The organism is Pseudorhodoferax soli, assembly GCF_003337555.1.
GTDB classification, from domain to species: Bacteria; Pseudomonadota; Gammaproteobacteria; order Burkholderiales; family Burkholderiaceae_C; genus Pseudorhodoferax; species Pseudorhodoferax soli.
Window position 1 is genome coordinate 948,885 of record NZ_QPJK01000001.1, and the last position, 13,682, is coordinate 962,566.

General features: G+C 69.7%; 19 protein-coding genes. 12 read left to right on the plus strand and 7 right to left on the minus strand.

The window, feature by feature from the left end:
* Nucleotide 1 precedes the first annotated feature (1 nt).
* The 4 genes from DES41_RS04330 to DES41_RS04345 are packed head-to-tail and all read left to right on the plus strand — an operon-like array spanning nucleotide 2 to nucleotide 2,319.
* Nucleotides 2–385 carry a RidA family protein gene (locus DES41_RS04330; RefSeq protein ID WP_114466201.1) on the plus strand — a complete coding sequence of 128 codons (384 nt, stop codon included), beginning with the start codon at nucleotides 2–4 and terminating at the stop codon, nucleotides 383–385.
* Between the two features lie 11 nt (nucleotides 386–396).
* Nucleotides 397–729, plus strand: a complete 333-nt coding sequence (locus DES41_RS04335) for a 4a-hydroxytetrahydrobiopterin dehydratase (protein WP_114466823.1) — start codon at nucleotides 397–399, stop codon at nucleotides 727–729.
* On the plus strand, nucleotides 722–1,621 hold the full coding sequence (phhA, locus tag DES41_RS04340) for a phenylalanine 4-monooxygenase (protein ID WP_114466202.1): 900 nt from the start codon (nucleotides 722–724) through the stop codon (nucleotides 1,619–1,621). Before DES41_RS04335 ends, phhA begins: the two co-directional genes overlap by 8 nt.
* Nucleotides 1,618–2,319 carry an SDR family NAD(P)-dependent oxidoreductase gene (locus DES41_RS04345; protein WP_114466203.1) on the plus strand — a complete coding sequence of 234 codons (702 nt, stop codon included), beginning with the start codon at nucleotides 1,618–1,620 and terminating at the stop codon, nucleotides 2,317–2,319. Before phhA ends, DES41_RS04345 begins: the two co-directional genes overlap by 4 nt.
* Nucleotides 2,320–2,334: 15 nt before the next feature.
* Here DES41_RS04345 and bamE read toward each other — a convergent pair whose 3' ends face one another.
* Nucleotides 2,335–2,847, minus strand: coding sequence for an outer membrane protein assembly factor BamE domain-containing protein (gene bamE, locus DES41_RS04350; RefSeq protein ID WP_114466204.1), 513 nt, complete (start codon nucleotides 2,845–2,847; stop codon nucleotides 2,335–2,337).
* Nucleotides 2,848–2,887: 40 nt separating this feature from the next.
* Between bamE and DES41_RS04355 the strand changes: the two genes are divergently transcribed.
* Nucleotides 2,888–3,094: a DUF3460 family protein gene (locus DES41_RS04355; protein WP_114466205.1), complete on the plus strand. Its 207-nt coding sequence runs from the start codon at nucleotides 2,888–2,890 to the stop codon at nucleotides 3,092–3,094.
* A gap of 66 nt (nucleotides 3,095–3,160) precedes the next feature.
* Complete coding sequence (locus DES41_RS04360; RefSeq protein WP_245965597.1) at nucleotides 3,161–3,961, plus strand: segregation and condensation protein A; 801 nt, start codon at nucleotides 3,161–3,163, stop codon at nucleotides 3,959–3,961.
* Here the strand turns inward: DES41_RS04360 and DES41_RS04365 are convergent, their stop codons facing one another.
* The 4 genes from DES41_RS04365 to DES41_RS04380 all read right to left on the minus strand — a co-directional run bounded on the left by DES41_RS04365 (nucleotide 3,962) and on the right by DES41_RS04380 (nucleotide 6,189).
* Nucleotides 3,962–4,954 (minus strand): NAD(P)H-dependent glycerol-3-phosphate dehydrogenase, encoded by a 993-nt coding sequence (locus DES41_RS04365; protein WP_114466209.1) that lies wholly within the window; start codon nucleotides 4,952–4,954, stop codon nucleotides 3,962–3,964.
* A gap of 4 nt (nucleotides 4,955–4,958) precedes the next feature.
* Nucleotides 4,959–5,432: a protein-export chaperone SecB gene (gene secB, locus DES41_RS04370; protein WP_114466211.1), complete on the minus strand. Its 474-nt coding sequence runs from the start codon at nucleotides 5,430–5,432 to the stop codon at nucleotides 4,959–4,961.
* 86 nt (nucleotides 5,433–5,518) lie between these two features.
* The gene (gene grxC, locus DES41_RS04375) at nucleotides 5,519–5,779 is read right to left on the minus strand and encodes a glutaredoxin 3 (protein WP_114466213.1); all 261 of its coding nucleotides are present in this window, start codon (nucleotides 5,777–5,779) and stop codon (nucleotides 5,519–5,521) included.
* Nucleotides 5,779–6,189, minus strand: a complete 411-nt coding sequence (locus tag DES41_RS04380; RefSeq protein ID WP_114466214.1) for a rhodanese-like domain-containing protein — start codon at nucleotides 6,187–6,189, stop codon at nucleotides 5,779–5,781. The genes grxC and DES41_RS04380 overlap by 1 nt, the downstream gene beginning before the upstream one ends.
* A 124-nt stretch (nucleotides 6,190–6,313) precedes the next feature.
* Here DES41_RS04380 and gpmA point away from each other — a divergent pair, with 124 nt between their 5' ends.
* The 3 genes from gpmA (at nucleotide 6,314) to DES41_RS04395 (ending at nucleotide 9,427) form a co-directional block, all read left to right on the plus strand.
* Nucleotides 6,314–7,060 (plus strand): 2,3-diphosphoglycerate-dependent phosphoglycerate mutase, encoded by a 747-nt coding sequence (gene gpmA / locus DES41_RS04385; protein WP_114466824.1) that lies wholly within the window; start codon nucleotides 6,314–6,316, stop codon nucleotides 7,058–7,060.
* A 113-nt stretch (nucleotides 7,061–7,173) separates the two neighbouring features.
* Nucleotides 7,174–8,610, plus strand: a complete 1,437-nt coding sequence (locus tag DES41_RS04390; RefSeq protein ID WP_114466216.1) for a S41 family peptidase — start codon at nucleotides 7,174–7,176, stop codon at nucleotides 8,608–8,610.
* A 67-nt stretch (nucleotides 8,611–8,677) separates the two neighbouring features.
* Nucleotides 8,678–9,427 carry a HesA/MoeB/ThiF family protein gene (locus tag DES41_RS04395; protein ID WP_114466218.1) on the plus strand — a complete coding sequence of 250 codons (750 nt, stop codon included), beginning with the start codon at nucleotides 8,678–8,680 and terminating at the stop codon, nucleotides 9,425–9,427.
* Here the strand turns inward: DES41_RS04395 and DES41_RS04400 are convergent.
* Entirely contained in the window at nucleotides 9,345–9,923 is a 579-nt protein-coding gene (locus DES41_RS04400; protein WP_245965559.1) for a thermonuclease family protein, read from the minus strand. The two genes, DES41_RS04395 and DES41_RS04400, sit on opposite strands and share 83 nt — an antisense overlap.
* Before the next feature lie 62 nt (nucleotides 9,924–9,985).
* Here DES41_RS04400 and DES41_RS04405 point away from each other — a divergent pair, with 62 nt between their 5' ends.
* From DES41_RS04405 to DES41_RS04415, 3 genes are all read left to right on the plus strand, one after another.
* On the plus strand, nucleotides 9,986–11,698 hold the full coding sequence (locus DES41_RS04405) for a SulP family inorganic anion transporter (RefSeq protein ID WP_425466341.1): 1,713 nt from the start codon (nucleotides 9,986–9,988) through the stop codon (nucleotides 11,696–11,698).
* Nucleotides 11,699–11,804: 106 nt separating this feature from the next.
* Entirely contained in the window at nucleotides 11,805–12,575 is a 771-nt protein-coding gene (locus DES41_RS04410) for a GGDEF domain-containing protein (RefSeq protein WP_114466220.1), read from the plus strand.
* Between the two features lie 10 nt (nucleotides 12,576–12,585).
* Nucleotides 12,586–13,413 carry a MinD/ParA family protein gene (locus DES41_RS04415; RefSeq protein WP_114466221.1) on the plus strand — a complete coding sequence of 276 codons (828 nt, stop codon included), beginning with the start codon at nucleotides 12,586–12,588 and terminating at the stop codon, nucleotides 13,411–13,413.
* A gap of 22 nt (nucleotides 13,414–13,435) precedes the next feature.
* Here the strand turns inward: DES41_RS04415 and DES41_RS04420 are convergent, their stop codons facing one another.
* Nucleotides 13,436–13,678 carry a hypothetical protein gene (locus tag DES41_RS04420; RefSeq protein ID WP_114466223.1) on the minus strand — a complete coding sequence of 81 codons (243 nt, stop codon included), beginning with the start codon at nucleotides 13,676–13,678 and terminating at the stop codon, nucleotides 13,436–13,438.
* Nucleotides 13,679–13,682 lie beyond the last annotated feature (4 nt).

The following is a 13,682-nucleotide window of genomic DNA, read 5'->3' on the forward strand; positions in this document are numbered from 1 at the left end:
CATGTCAGCCACCTTCCATCCCGCCCCCGGCCCCATGCCGTTCTCCACCGCCGTGCGCGCGGCCGGCCTGCTCATGCTGTCGGGCCAGATCCCGTTCGACGCTGCCGGCAAGCCGCACGCCGGCAGCATCGAAGCGCAGACCCATGCGGTGCTGCAAAGCATCGCCAGCACGCTGCAGGGCCTGGACAGCGGGTTGGACCAGGTGGTCAAGACCACCGTCTGGCTGCGCGACCTGGCCGACTTCGCCGCCTTCAACGCGGTCTACCGCAGCTATTTCCAGGAGGGCCGCTATCCGGTGCGCAGCCTGGTGCAGGCCGAGCTGGCGTTCGGCGTGGCCGTCGAGATCGAAGTGCAGGCGCTGGACACGTCCCGCGCGCCCGGTTGAAGGTGCCCGAGATGAGACTGTCCCCCACCCAACTGCAGCCGCTGCTGGCCCGGCTGCCGGACTGGCAAGCCGGCACGGAACGCGGCGGCGTGCTGTCGCGCAGCTTCGTGTTCCGCGACTTCGCGCAGGCCATGGGCTTCATGTGCCAGATCGCGGTGCACGCCGAGAAGCACGACCACCACCCCGAGTGGTCCAACGTCTACAACCGCGTCGACGTGACGCTCACCACCCACGACGCGGACGGCCTGTCCCTGCGCGACATCCGGCTGGCCAGGACCATGGACCAGGTCGCCGCGGCACTGGCGCTCCAGGCGCCGCCCACCGAGGAGCTCGCACATGCATGAGACCGACTCCACCGCCCGCAGCCTGCACGGCTTGGCCGCCGGCGGGCCTCAACCCGAACGGCCCGACTGGACCATCCCCCAGGAGTGGGACCGCTACACCGCGCAGGAACACGCGGTCTGGAAGACCTTGTTCGAACGCCAGAGCCGGCTGCTGCCGGGCCGGGCGTGCGCCGCCTTCGTGCGCGGCATGGCCGAGCTGCCGCTGCGCGCCGACCGCATCCCCGACTTCGAGGAACTGTCGGCGGTGTTGATGCAGCGCACCGGCTGGCAGGTGGTGGCCGTGCCCGGCCTGGTGCCGGACGACGTGTTCTTCGAACACCTGGCCCACAGGCGCTTTCCCGCGGGGCAGTTCATCCGCAAGCCGCACGAGCTCGACTACCTGCAGGAGCCGGACGTCTTCCACGACGTGTTCGGCCACGTGCCCATGCTGATGAACCCGGTGATGGCGGGCTTCATCCAGGCGTACGGCCAGGGCGGGCTGCGCGCCAAGGCGCTGGGCACGCTGGAGCAACTGGCGCGCGTGTACTGGTACACGGTGGAATTCGGGCTGGTGCTGGAAGACGGTGCGCCGCGCGTCTACGGCGCGGGCATCGTGTCCTCGTCCACCGAAACGCGGTTCTCGGTCGAGGACGATTCACCCCACCGCGTCCGCTTCGCGCTCGAGCGGGTGATGCGCACGCGCTACCGCATCGACGATTTCCAGGAGACCTACTTCGTGCTCGACCACCTCGATGAGCTGCTGGCCCTGGCCCAGGTCGACTTCGCGCCCTCCTACCAGCGCGTCAGCGGCGCGGCCGAGCACGGGCCCGGCGACCTGCTGCCCGGCGACACCGTGCTGACGCGCGGCACCGGCCGCTACCACGCGCGCAAGCGCCTGCAGGCGGCGGCATGACAGCGCCCACGCAAGCGGTGCTGGTCACCGGCGCCGCAGGCCAGCTGGGCCAGGCGGTGGCGGCCCACTTCCACCAGGTGGGCACGCGGCTGCTGCTGCTCGACCGCGATGCGCAGGCGCTGCAGCGCCTGTACGGTGCGCTGCCCGGCGCAGTGCTGATCGACGCCGACCTGCTCGACCGCGCGCAGCTGCACAGCCGCATCGCGCAAGCCTGGCCCGTGTCGCAGCGCATCGACGTGCTGTGCCATCTGGCGGGCGGCTTTCGCATGGGCGAGGCGGTGCATGCGCTGGCCGAAGGCAGCTGGGACCTGCTGATGGACCTGAATGCGCGCAGCCTGCTGCACGTGGCGGCCAGCGTGGTGCCGCGCATGCTGGCCCAGGGTGCCGGCCGCATCGTGACGGTGGGTGCCGGTGCGGCGCAGCGCGGCGCGGCGCTGATGGGGGGCTACTGCGCATCCAAGAGCGCGCTGGTGCGGCTGACCGAAGCGATGTCGGCCGAACTGCGCGACCAGGGCATCAACGTCAACTGCGTGCTGCCCTCGGTGATCGACACGCCCGACAACCGCGCCGCCATGCCGGACGCGGACGCGTCGCGCTGGGTCGCGCCCGCGGCGCTGGCCGAGGTGATCGGCTTCCTCGCGTCCGACGCAGCCCGCGCCGTGCACGGGGCTGCGATACCGGTCAGCGGCCGGGCGTAGCGGCCGCGCGGCGCACTACTGGACCTTGTTCTCCGGTGCCTGCGGATCGAGCACGGAGCCGGTCCGCAGCACACGGTAGTCGGTGTTGAAGACCACGCTGAACACCATCGATGTGTTGGGGGCCTGCAGGTAGCGCCAGTCGTAGACCACTTCGCGCTGCAGGTCGTAGGGCGTGATCTTCATCGGCTTGCCCAGCATCTTGCGCACGTCTTCCATCATCATGCCGGGCTGCACCTTGGCGAAGTTCTCGGGCGTGAGCACCTGGCGCAGCGCACTCATCTTGCCGTCCGGGCCGATGGTGATCATGTAGTTGCGGTGGCCGGCGGGCTGGCGGTTGTATTCGAAGGTGCGGCCGCCGCCCGGCGCATCCCAGATCTTCTCGGGCTCGCCGAACTGCTTGCGCACGTCGGCCTCGGTGGCCACGCCCTCCTCCAGCGCGTCGATGCGCTGCGGGTCGCACCCCAGCAGCACAAGGCCCGCAAACGCTGCAGCAGCCCACTGCGCCACCAGATTCCATCGCGCCGCCATGCCGCCCCCTTAAAATCCGCGCCTTCGAAAGGTTCAGTGTATGTCCATCTTCCGCCGCCCCGACTACAAGTCCGAGGCCACCCAGTTCATCGACCAGCTCAAGGCCCAGCAGCCCGACTTGGAAGCGCGCCAGCGCGCCGGCCGCGCCCTGCTGTGGGACAAGGCGGTGGACCGCAAGGTCTGGGCCGAGTTCCGCGAGGGCCAGGTGGCCCAGAAGCCCTACGTCTACCAGACCGACAACAACTGATCGCGGCAGGCACCACGTCGCGTGGAGTCCAAGCTGCTGCCACCCGCCCACGGCGAGGCCGCCCCCATGCCGGAGGTGGTGGACCAGGTGGCGCTGGCGCGCCTGTACGGCGAGCCGCTCTTCGCCATCCCGCAGGATCTGTACATCCCGCCCGATGCGCTGGAGATCTTCCTCGAGGCCTTCGAAGGCCCGCTGGACCTGCTGCTCTACCTGATCCGCAAGCAAAACTTCAACATCCTCGACATTCCCATGGCTGCCGTGACACGGCAGTACCTGACGTATGTCGACGAGATCCGCACGCGCAACCTCGAACTGGCGGCCGAGTACCTGCTCATGGCGGCCATGCTGATCGAGATCAAGTCGCGCATGCTGCTGCCGCCCAAGCCCGCGCCCGAGGGCCAGGAGCCCGAGGATCCGCGCGCCGAACTCGTGCGCCGGCTGCTGGAGTACGAGCAGATGAAGCTGGCGGGCGCGCGCCTGAATGCGCTGCCGCAGTTCGGCCGCGACTTCCTCAAGGCCCAGGTCACCATCGAGCAGTCGCTGCAACCGCGCTTTCCCGACGTGCACCTGGCGGACCTGCAGGAGGCCTGGCGCGACATCCTGAAGCGGGCCAAGCTCGTGCAGCACCACAGGATCACGCGCGAGGAGCTGTCCGTGCGCGACTACATGACCCAGGTGCTGCGCACGCTGCAGGGCCGCAAGTTCGTCGAGTTCGAGGAACTGTTCAACCCCGAGAAGGGCTCGACCGTGCTGGTCGTGACCTTCATCGCGCTCTTGGAACTGGGCAAGGAAACGCTGGTCGAGATCGTGCAGGCCGAGGCCTTCGCACCCATCTACGTGCGCCTGGCCTACACCGCCACCAACTGACTACACGCCGTCGGCTGCCGGCTCGCGGCCCATCAGCGCGGCCACCGCCTGCTGCGGCTGCAGCTGGCCGTCCAGCAGGGCCAGCACACTCTCGGCGATCGGCATCTCCACACGCAGGGCACGCGCGCGCTGCACCACGGTGCGGGCGCTGTAGACGCCCTCGGCCACATGGCCCAGCGAGGCCACGGCTTCGTCCAGCCGCAGGCCGCTGGCCAGCAGCAGGCCGACCTTGCGGTTGCGGCTGAGATCGCCGGTGGCCGTCAGCACCAGGTCGCCCAGGCCGGACAGGCCCATGAAGGTCTCCGCGCGCGCCCCCAGGGCCAGGCCCAGGCGCGTCATCTCGGCCAGGCCGCGCGTGACCAGCGCCGCCCGGGCGTTGAGGCCCAGCGACAGGCCATCGCACAGGCCCGTGGCGATCGCCAGCAGGTTCTTGACGGCACCGCCCACTTCCACGCCGGGCACGTCGTCGCTGCTGTACACGCGCAGCGTCGGCCCGTGGAAGGCCTGGACCAGTGCCTCGCGCAACGCCGCATCGGCACTGGCGGCGACCAGCGCGGTCGGCTGGCCGGCCGCGACTTCCTGCGCAAAGCTGGGGCCGCTCAGCACGCCGAAAGGCGCCTCGCCGACCACGGCATGGTGGATCTCATGGCCGAGCAGGCCGGCACCGCCGGCCTCGAAGCCCTTGCACAGCCAGGCGAGCGGCCGGCCCAGCGGCGCGAGTTCGGCCAGCATGGGGCGCAGCGCCGCCATGGGCGTCGCGATGACGAGCATGTCCTGGTCCGCGCACAGCGGTGACAGCGGCCCGTCGGCCAGTTGCAGCAGCGCAGGCAACGGCGTGCCGGGCAGGTAGCGGGCATTGCTGCGCTGCGCGCGCATCTGGGCCACCTGCGCGGTGTCGCGCGCCCACAGCGTCACGCTGCGCCCTGGCAGCCGGCTGGCATGCACGGCCAGTGCCGTGCCCCAGGCGCCCGCGCCCAGCACGGCGATCTTCATCGGCTTATTGGATGGCCGGAACCGCGCCGTTGGCAGCGGTGGCCTGTTGGGCCTGCTGCTGCTCGTACATGGCCTGGAAGTTGATCTCGGCCAGGTGCACGGGCGGGAAGCCGGCGCGCTGCACCAGGTCGGCCACATTGCCGCGCAGGTAGGGGTAGACGATCTGCGGGCAGGCGATGCCCATGATGGCGCCCATCTGGTCCTGCGGCAGGTTGCGGATCTCGAAGATGCCGGCCTGCTTGGCTTCGACCAGGAACACCGTCTTGTCGCCGCCCACGCGCGTGTGCACCGTGGCGGTGACCGTCACCTCGTAGATGCCTTCGGCCACGTTGTTGCCGTCCACGCCCAGCTGGATATCGACCTGGGGCTGTTCCTGCTGCAACAGGATGGCCGGCGAATTGGGCTGCTCCAGCGAAGCTTCCTTCAGGTAGATGCGCTGGATCTGGAACACGGGAGCTTGGTCTTGGGTCTCGGCCATGGAGGTCTTTCGGGTGTCAAAAAAACCCGCCGGGAACGCATCCGCGGCGGGCGGCAGTCAGCCGGCGATTATGGCCGAGCGCTGTGTCAGCTTGCCTGCAGCAGCGGCACCAGGCCGCCGCGGCTGTCCAGCGCGATGAGGTCGTCGCATCCGCCCACATGGGTGTCGCCGATGAAGATCTGCGGCACGGTCCGCCGGCCCGTCAACTCCATCATCTTGGCGCGCTCGGCGGGGTCGGTGTCCACGCGGATCTCCTCGATGTGCGCCACACCCTTGGCCTTGAGCACCTGCTTGGCGCGGATGCAGTAAGGGCACACCGCGGTCGTGTACATGCGCACGGTCTGCATCAGGCTTTCTCCACCGGCAGGCCGGCGTCGCGCCAGCCCTTCATGCCGCCGCCCACGGCCTGGGCGTTCTCGTAGCCCAGCTTTTTGGCGGCCGCTACGGCACGGTTGGCGCGCGCGCCGGTCGGGCACACCAGCAGCAGCGGCACGCCCTTGTTCTTGACGACGGCGGGCAGCTTGGTATCAAGCTGGCCGAAGGGCACATTCTTGGCACCGACGACATGGCCGGCGGCGAACTCCGCCTCCTCGCTGACATCCACCACCACCGCCTTTTCGCGGTTGATCAGTTGCACGGCACCGGCCGGCGTCAGTGCGGAAGCGCCGGCGGCACCGGAGACCATGGGCCACAGCAGCAGGCTGGCGGAAACCAGCGCCACGGTGAACAGCATCCAGTTGTCGATCACGAAATTCATGCAGAGGCTCTCTCGTTGGGACCGCGGCCGATCTGGCCTGCGGGTCGGCGATTCTAAAATGCCCGGTTTCGGCCCGCTGAGCGCGCCGCCCCAAATCCCTCTCGCTCTCCGAACCTTGACCACCATGCACAAACTCGTCCTGATCCGCCACGGCGAATCGACCTGGAACCTCGAGAACCGATTCACCGGCTGGACCGACGTGGACCTCACGGAAACCGGCATCGAACAGGCCAAGAACGCCGGCCGCCTGCTGCGCGCCGAGGGCTACGAATTCGACGTGGCCTACACCAGCGTGCTCAAGCGCGCCACGCGCACGCTGTGGCACACGCTGGACGAGATGGACCGCACCTGGCTGCCCGTGGTGCACAGCTGGCGCCTGAACGAGCGGCACTACGGCGCACTGCAGGGCCTGAACAAGGCCGAGACCGCCAAGCAGTACGGCGACGAGCAGGTGCTGGTCTGGCGCCGCAGCTACGACACGCCGCCGCCGGCACTGGAGGCCACCGACCCGCGCAGCGAGCGCGGCGACCTGCGCTACGCCAAGCTGGCGCCCGAGCAGATTCCGCTCACGGAGTGCCTGAAGGACACCGTGGACCGCGTGCTGCCGTTCTGGAACGAAGCCATGGCACCGGCCATCCAATCGGGCCGCCGCGTGGTCGTGGCCGCCCACGGCAACTCCATCCGGGCCCTGGTCAAGTACCTGGACGGCATCTCCGATGCCGACATCGTGGGCCTGAACATTCCCAACGGAATTCCGCTGGTTTACGAGCTGGATGCCGGCCTCAAGCCGATCCGCCACTACTATCTGGGCGACGCCGAAGCGGCTGCACGCGCCGCCGCGGCGGTGGCTGCGCAGGGCAAGAAGGCCTGATTTCAGTGAACGGCCTGTAAAGGCCGAAAATTCTCCGCTGTTTCAGCGGAACCGGGCCGCGATCCGGCATTCCAATCGCATATTTGTCGGAACCTGTCTGGGGATTGCTCGCTATGGGTCAGAAACTGAAGATCGCAGGCTGGGTGGCAGCCGGTGCCCTGGCAGGGGCCATGACCACCGTGTCGCTGCAGACCGTGGCGCGCGGCGCCATGGCACCGCTGCCGCTGGAGGAACTCCAGCAGCTGGCCGCCGTGTTCGGCATGGTCAAGAGCGACTATGTCGAGCCGGTCGACGAGAAGAAGCTGATCAGCGACGCCATCTCCGGCATGGTCGCCAGCCTGGATCCGCACTCGCAGTACTTCGACAAGAAGTCCTTCAAGGAATTCCGCGAGGGCACGACGGGCCGCTTCGTCGGCGTGGGCATCGAGATCACGCAGGAAGACGGCCTGGTCAAGGTGGTTTCGCCGATCGAAGGCTCGCCGGCCTTCCGCGCGGGCCTCAAACCCGGTGACCTGATCACCAAGATCGACGACACGGCCGTCAAGGGCCTGTCGCTGAACGATGCCGTCAAGCGCATGCGTGGCGAGCCCAACACCAAGGTCGACCTGACCATCTTCCGCAAGGACGAGAGCCGCACCTTCCCGGTCTCGATCACGCGCGAGGAGATCCGCACGCAGTCGGTCAAGGGCAAGGTCGTGGAGCCGGGCTACGCCTGGCTGCGCCTGAGCCAGTTCCAGGACCGCACGGTGGACGACTTCGCGCGCAAGCTCGAGGAGATCTACAAGCAGGAGCCCAACCTCAAGGGCCTGGTGCTGGACCTGCGCAACGACCCGGGCGGCCTGCTCGACGCGGCCGTGGCCGTCTCCGCGGCCTTCCTGCCCGATGGCGTGACCGTGGTGTCCACCAACGGCCAACTGGCCGACAGCAAGTTCACCTACAAGGCCGCGCCCGAGTACTACCTGCGCCGCGGCGGCTCCGATCCGCTCAAGCGGCTGCCGGCAGCGCTCAAGACCGTGCCCATCGTGGTGCTGGTCAACGAAGGCTCGGCCTCGGCCAGCGAGATCGTGGCCGGCGCGCTGCAGGACCACAAGCGCGCCACCATCATGGGCAGCCAGACCTTCGGCAAGGGCTCGGTGCAGACCGTGCGCCCGCTGGGCCCGGACACCGGCCTGAAGCTCACCACGGCGCGCTACTACACCCCGAGCGGCAACTCGATCCAGGCCAAGGGCATCGTGCCCGACGTGATGGTCGACGAGACCGAGGAAGGCAGCCCCTTCGCCGCCCTGCGCACGCGCGAGGCCGACCTGGAGAAGCACCTGAACAGCGGCCAGGGCCCCGAGGTCAAGGACCCGGGCCGCGAGAAGGCCCGCGAGGAAGCCCGCAAGCGGCTGGAAGAGGAAGCCAAGAAGCCGGTGTCCGAACGCCGCCCGCCCGAGTTCGGCTCGGACAAGGACTTCCAGCTGGCCCAGGCCGTGAACCAGCTCAAGGGTGGCCCGGTGCTGGTCAGCAAGACCCTGGTCGAGCGGCCGGCGGAGAAGAAGGAAAACTGATCTCCGCCGCGCGCGGCCCAAGCCCCGCACCGCGGGGCTTTTTCTTGGGTGCCGCCACAATCCCGGCATGACCGACGACCAGCTCCTGCGCTACTCGCGCCACATCCTGCTCGACGAGATCGGCATCGAAGGCCAGCAGCGGCTGCTCGATGCCCATGCGCTGGTGGTGGGCGCCGGCGGGCTGGGCTCGCCGGTGGCGCTGTACATGGGCAGCGCCGGGGTCGGCCGCATCACGCTGGTCGACGACGACCAGGTCGACCTGACCAACCTGCAGCGCCAGATCGCCCACAACATGGCGCGGCTGGGCCAGCCCAAGGCCGACTCGGCGCGTGCGGCCGTCGCGGCACTGAACCCCGAGGTGGTGGTCGAGACCGTGGCCCAGCGCGCAGACGCGGCGCTGCTGGACCGCCTGGTGCGCGCGGCCGACGTGGTGCTGGACTGCTGCGACAACTTCGCCACCCGCCAGGCCGTCAACGCGGCCTGCGTGCGGCATGGCCGGCCGCTGGTCTCGGGCGCGGCGATCCGCTTCGACGCGCAACTGGCGGTGTTCGACCCGCGCGACGCCGCGTCGCCCTGCTATGCCTGCGTCTTTCCACCCGACAGCACGCCCGAGGAAGTGCGTTGCGCCACCATGGGCGTGCTGGCGCCACTCGTTGGCGTGATCGGCAGCCTGCAGGCGGTGGAGGCGCTCAAGCTGCTCAGCGGTGCCGGCCCCTCGCTGGCCGGGCGCCTGCTCATGCTCGATGCACGCCAGCTGGAATGGACCACGCTGCGCGTGCCCCGGCAAGCGCATTGCCCGGTGTGCGCCAACCGCTGAAGGGTCGACCGCACGGGCCGTGCTCGCGGCGGAACGCGTAGGGACGCTGTGCCCCCGCATCGGCAAACAGGCCGCGACGGGCTGCACGCGCCTCGCGCTCTTCCTCGGCGTAGGGTCCGGGGCTGTTGCGGTAGCGGTACGACCAGGCATGGCCCGTGCGCACCATGCGGGCCGCCACGGCGACGTCGGCATGCCACAGGCGCGCCAGCAGCCGCCCGTAGTCGTCGTGTCGCAGCGGCTGCACGTGCACGGCAAGGCCGAGCAGCTCCCGCTGCAGCGCAGACCGCGCCTCGGCACCGTGGGCCTGGCACAGCTCCGGGGCGTCGATGCCATGCACGCGGATCTTGCGCGGCGCGCCGCCATCGGCCGGCCGCACCCACAGCGTGTCGCCATCGCTGACGTAACTGACCACGCCCCACCATGCATCGGCGGCACGCGCCGGCGCGCACGACAGGCTTGCGAGAGTCCAGCACAGGGCGACGAGAGAACGGAACACGACAGGCGGGGAGAACAGACGATGGGAGAATGCGCCGCCCGCAGCACGCCGGGCACCCCTGCATGATGCCCGAAGCCCCGCACCCTCCCGCCCGCCGGCCCTGGCGCCGCTTCTTCCCGTTCCTCGCCTGGCCCAGGTCGAGCCGCGCCACGCTGCAGGGCGAGGCCATGGCCGGCCTGACGGTGGGCATGATGGTGATTCCCCAAGGCGTGGCCTATGCCGCGTTGGCCGGCATGCCCCTGGTGACGGGCATCTACGCCTCGCTGCTGCCGGCGCTGATCGCGGTGCTGTTCTCGGCCTCCACCCGGCTGTCGGTCGGCCCCACGGCGCTGAGCTGCCTGTTGATCGCCGCCTCCTTGTCCGGCATGGCCGCGCCTGGCAGCCCGCAATGGGTGAACCTGGCGGTCTGGCTGGCGCTGCTGTCCGGCCTGCTGCAGGTGGTGCTGGGCCTGGCGCGCTTCGGCTGGCTGCTCAACGTGGTCAGCGCGCCGGTGCTGATGGGCTTCACCCAGGCCGCGGCCGTGCTGATCCTCCTGTCGCAGCTGCGCGACCTGCTGGGCCTGCCGGCCGACTGGCATGCCGCGCAGCTGGCGCAGCAGGTCAACCCGGGCGCGGCCTTGTTCGGCATCGGTTCGCTGGTGCTGCTGGTGCTGTCGCGCCGGCTGTCGCCCAAGCTGCCGGCTGTGGTGCTGGTGGTGCTGGCCGCCGCTGCCATCAGCTGGGCCATCGGCTTCGAGGCCACGGGCGGCGCGGTGGTCGGCACGTTGCCGGCCGGCATGCCGCAGCTGTACCTGCCGCAATGGCCGGGCTGGCAGGACTTCAGCCGGCTGCTGGTGCCGGCCCTGGTGATCACGCTGATCAGCTTCCTGGAGACCGCCTCCAGCGCCAAGGTCGACAGCCAGAAGGGCGGCCAGCGCTGGGACCAGGACCAGGACCTGATCGGCCAGGGCCTGGCCAAGCTGGCGTCCGGCCTGTCCGGGGCCTTCCCCACCAGCTCATCGTTCTCGCGCTCAGCACTCAACCTGTATGCCGGTGCCCGCACCGGCTGGGCCACCGTCGCCTCGGTCGTGGTGGTGCTGGCGGCCCTGGTGTGGTTCACGCCGCTGCTGCACCCGGTGCCACAGGCGGTGCTGGCGGCCATCGTCGTCGCGGCCGTGATGGGCCTGGTCAAGCCGGCATCGTTCGTGCACCTGTGGCGCGTGTCCCGCGTGGAGGCCGTCACTTCCGGCGTGACTTTCGGCGTGACCGTGCTGTCGGCGCCAGCGCTGTACTGGGGCGTCATCGCCGGCCTGCTGATGAGCCTGTCGCACTTCCTGTACCAGCGGCTGCATCCGCGCATCATCGAGATCGGCCTGCACCCGGACGGCAGCCTGCGCGACCGCCATCTCTGGCACTTGCCCCCGCTGGCACCCCGGCTGTGCGCGCTGCGCATGGACGGCGGCCTGGATTTCGCCTCCGCCAATGCCTTCGAGCGCGCCGTGCTGGAACACCTGGCCGCCCACCCGGACGCGCGCCACGTTTGCGTGTTCGCGTTGTCCATCAACCACATCGACGCCACCGGGGTCGAGATGTTCGGCCAGCTGCGCAAGGGGCTGCGCGAGCGCGGCATCTGCCTGCACATCGCCGGCATGAAGCTGCCGGTCGAGCGCGTGCTGTTGCGTGCCGGCGAGCTGCCCGGGCCCGGCGCCGCGCCCGACCCCCTGCTGCGCCTGTACCGCACCGACGCCGAGGCGCTGGCCGCCCTGCAGCACCCGAGCATCCAAATGCCGGGCTGAAACACCGGGCGATCCGCCTCTTTTTCCGGCTTTCGGCGGCGCCCCACGCCAGCGCCGGAGCCGAACCGCGCTGGTAAACTGCGGCGGTTCAACCCCCCACCCATCTGTGATCCATCCGGCCCCGTCCAACCTGGTCGACCTGCACAAGTTGCGCCTGGATGCGGCGCATGCACTGCTGGCGCGCACCGGCACCGCCGAGTTGCCACCCATCGATGGCGATGCCACGACGTACATACAGGCTGTGATCGACGGCCTCAACGAGCTCTCGCTGAAGGACGCGCTGACCGGCCTGTCCAACCGGCGCCAGCTCGAGCGGGTGCTGGAGGCCGAGATCGACCGCGTCGCCCGCTCGGGCGAAGCGGCGCTGCTGCTGATGCTGGACATCGACCATTTCAAATCGGTCAACGACAACTACGGCCACCTGGCCGGCGACCAGGTGCTGCAGGCCGTGGCACAGGCCCTGGCCGGCTGCATCCGCCCCATGGACACCGCCGCGCGCTATGGCGGGGAAGAGTTCGCCGTGGTGCTGCCCAGCTGCCAGCCGGCTTTTGGCCAGGTGGTGGCCGAGCGCATCTGCCGCACCATCGAGGCCACGCCCATCCGGGTGTCGCCCAGCGTGGACCTGCGCGTGACGGTCAGCATCGGCGGCGCGTTCGCGCTGCAGTGGATCCGCTCCACCACCGAGCTGTGGGTCGACCGCGCGGACCAGCAGCTCTACGTTGCCAAGACCGGCGGGCGCAACCGGCTGTGCCTGGAAGAGCAACCCGACAGCACCGTCAGCGCGGAGGAAAAACACTTGCTGTTCGGCCATCTGGCCGCCGCAGATCCCGCCTGGATCGACATGAGTTCTGGCGCCGCCCCCGGCGGCGCTGTGTAAGAGGAACACGATGAGCGATCCCTCCACCCCCAAGTCCGTACCGCCGGCACTCGGCGCCAGGGTCCTGGCCGTCACCAGCGGCAAGGGCGGCGTGGGCAAGACATTTCTTTCCGCCAACCTGGCGGCGGCCCTCGCGCGGCGCGGCCAGCGCGTGCTGGTGCTGGACGCCGACCTCGGCCTGGCCAATCTCGACGTGGTGCTCAACCTGCACCCCAAGATCACGCTGCACGACGTGTTCACGGGCAAGGCCACCATCGCCGAGGCCATCGTCAAGGCGCCGGGCGGCTTCTCGGTGCTGCTGGCCGGCTCTGGCATGGTCGAGTACTCGCGGCTCACACCCGAAGTACGCGACGAGTTCCTGGGCGTGATCCGCAGCGTGATGCCCAACTACGACGTGCTGCTGCTGGACACCGGCGCCGGCATCTCCGACGTGGTGCTGTTCGCGGTGTCCCTGGCCTCGGAGGTCGTGGTCGTGGCCACGCCCGAGCCGACCTCGCTGACCGATGCCTACGCGGCCATCAAGGTGCTGGCCACCCAGCACAAGCGCCAGCATGTGCGCATGGTCATCAACCAGACCGCCCGCCCCGGCGATGGCCGGGCCATCACCTCGCAGCTGCAGCAGGTGCTCGACCGCTTCGTGACCAGCGCCACCGGCCGCTCCGTGCGCCTGATCCACCTGGGCGACATCCCGGGCGACCCCGCCGTCCGCGAGGCCGTGATGCGGCGCCAGTTGCTGATGGTCAGCGCGCCGGGCAGCCCGGCGGCCATGGCCGTGACCGAACTGGCGCGCAAGCTCGACGAGACGGTGATCTCCCGCGCCGACGGCGCCGCCAACTGAAGCAGTGCCGGCGACGCCGGCCTTACTTGCGCCAGCCGCGCGGCTCCAGCGGCGCGTGCGAAGTGTCCCACTTGGACTGCGGCGTCATCACCTCGCCGCAATGTTCGCAGCGCCTGCCGGCATGGTCGGCCTGCTCGCCGCAATGCGGGCATGGCGCCAGGCACGCTGGCGGGCGTGTCTGCGGAACGATACCGACAGCCCGCGCCACGGCAATGCATTTGCGCGCAAAACCACGCAAGCCCCGGTTCGGATCGGTATCGGTCATTCAG

Excerpts from the sequence above, each read along its gene's own strand:
- DES41_RS04330 (WP_114466201.1), top strand. The coding sequence starts at position 2 with ATGTCAGCCACCTTCCATCCCGCCCCCGGCCCCATGCCGTTCTCCACC.
- DES41_RS04335 (WP_114466823.1), top strand. The coding sequence starts at position 397 with ATGAGACTGTCCCCCACCCAACTGCAGCCGCTGCTGGCCCGGCTGCCG.
- phhA (WP_114466202.1), top strand. The coding sequence starts at position 722 with ATGCATGAGACCGACTCCACCGCCCGCAGCCTGCACGGCTTGGCCGCC.
- DES41_RS04345 (WP_114466203.1), top strand. The coding sequence starts at position 1,618 with ATGACAGCGCCCACGCAAGCGGTGCTGGTCACCGGCGCCGCAGGCCAG.
- bamE (WP_114466204.1), bottom strand. The coding sequence starts at position 2,847 with ATGGCGGCGCGATGGAATCTGGTGGCGCAGTGGGCTGCTGCAGCGTTT.
- DES41_RS04355 (WP_114466205.1), top strand. The coding sequence starts at position 2,888 with ATGTCCATCTTCCGCCGCCCCGACTACAAGTCCGAGGCCACCCAGTTC.
- DES41_RS04360 (WP_245965597.1), top strand. The coding sequence starts at position 3,161 with ATGCCGGAGGTGGTGGACCAGGTGGCGCTGGCGCGCCTGTACGGCGAG.
- DES41_RS04365 (WP_114466209.1), bottom strand. The coding sequence starts at position 4,954 with ATGAAGATCGCCGTGCTGGGCGCGGGCGCCTGGGGCACGGCACTGGCC.
- secB (WP_114466211.1), bottom strand. The coding sequence starts at position 5,432 with ATGGCCGAGACCCAAGACCAAGCTCCCGTGTTCCAGATCCAGCGCATC.
- grxC (WP_114466213.1), bottom strand. The coding sequence starts at position 5,779 with ATGCAGACCGTGCGCATGTACACGACCGCGGTGTGCCCTTACTGCATC.
- DES41_RS04380 (WP_114466214.1), bottom strand. The coding sequence starts at position 6,189 with ATGAATTTCGTGATCGACAACTGGATGCTGTTCACCGTGGCGCTGGTT.
- gpmA (WP_114466824.1), top strand. The coding sequence starts at position 6,314 with ATGCACAAACTCGTCCTGATCCGCCACGGCGAATCGACCTGGAACCTC.
- DES41_RS04390 (WP_114466216.1), top strand. The coding sequence starts at position 7,174 with ATGGGTCAGAAACTGAAGATCGCAGGCTGGGTGGCAGCCGGTGCCCTG.
- DES41_RS04395 (WP_114466218.1), top strand. The coding sequence starts at position 8,678 with ATGACCGACGACCAGCTCCTGCGCTACTCGCGCCACATCCTGCTCGAC.
- DES41_RS04405 (WP_425466341.1), top strand. The coding sequence starts at position 9,986 with ATGATGCCCGAAGCCCCGCACCCTCCCGCCCGCCGGCCCTGGCGCCGC.
- DES41_RS04415 (WP_114466221.1), top strand. The coding sequence starts at position 12,586 with ATGAGCGATCCCTCCACCCCCAAGTCCGTACCGCCGGCACTCGGCGCC.
- DES41_RS04420 (WP_114466223.1), bottom strand. The coding sequence starts at position 13,678 with ATGACCGATACCGATCCGAACCGGGGCTTGCGTGGTTTTGCGCGCAAA.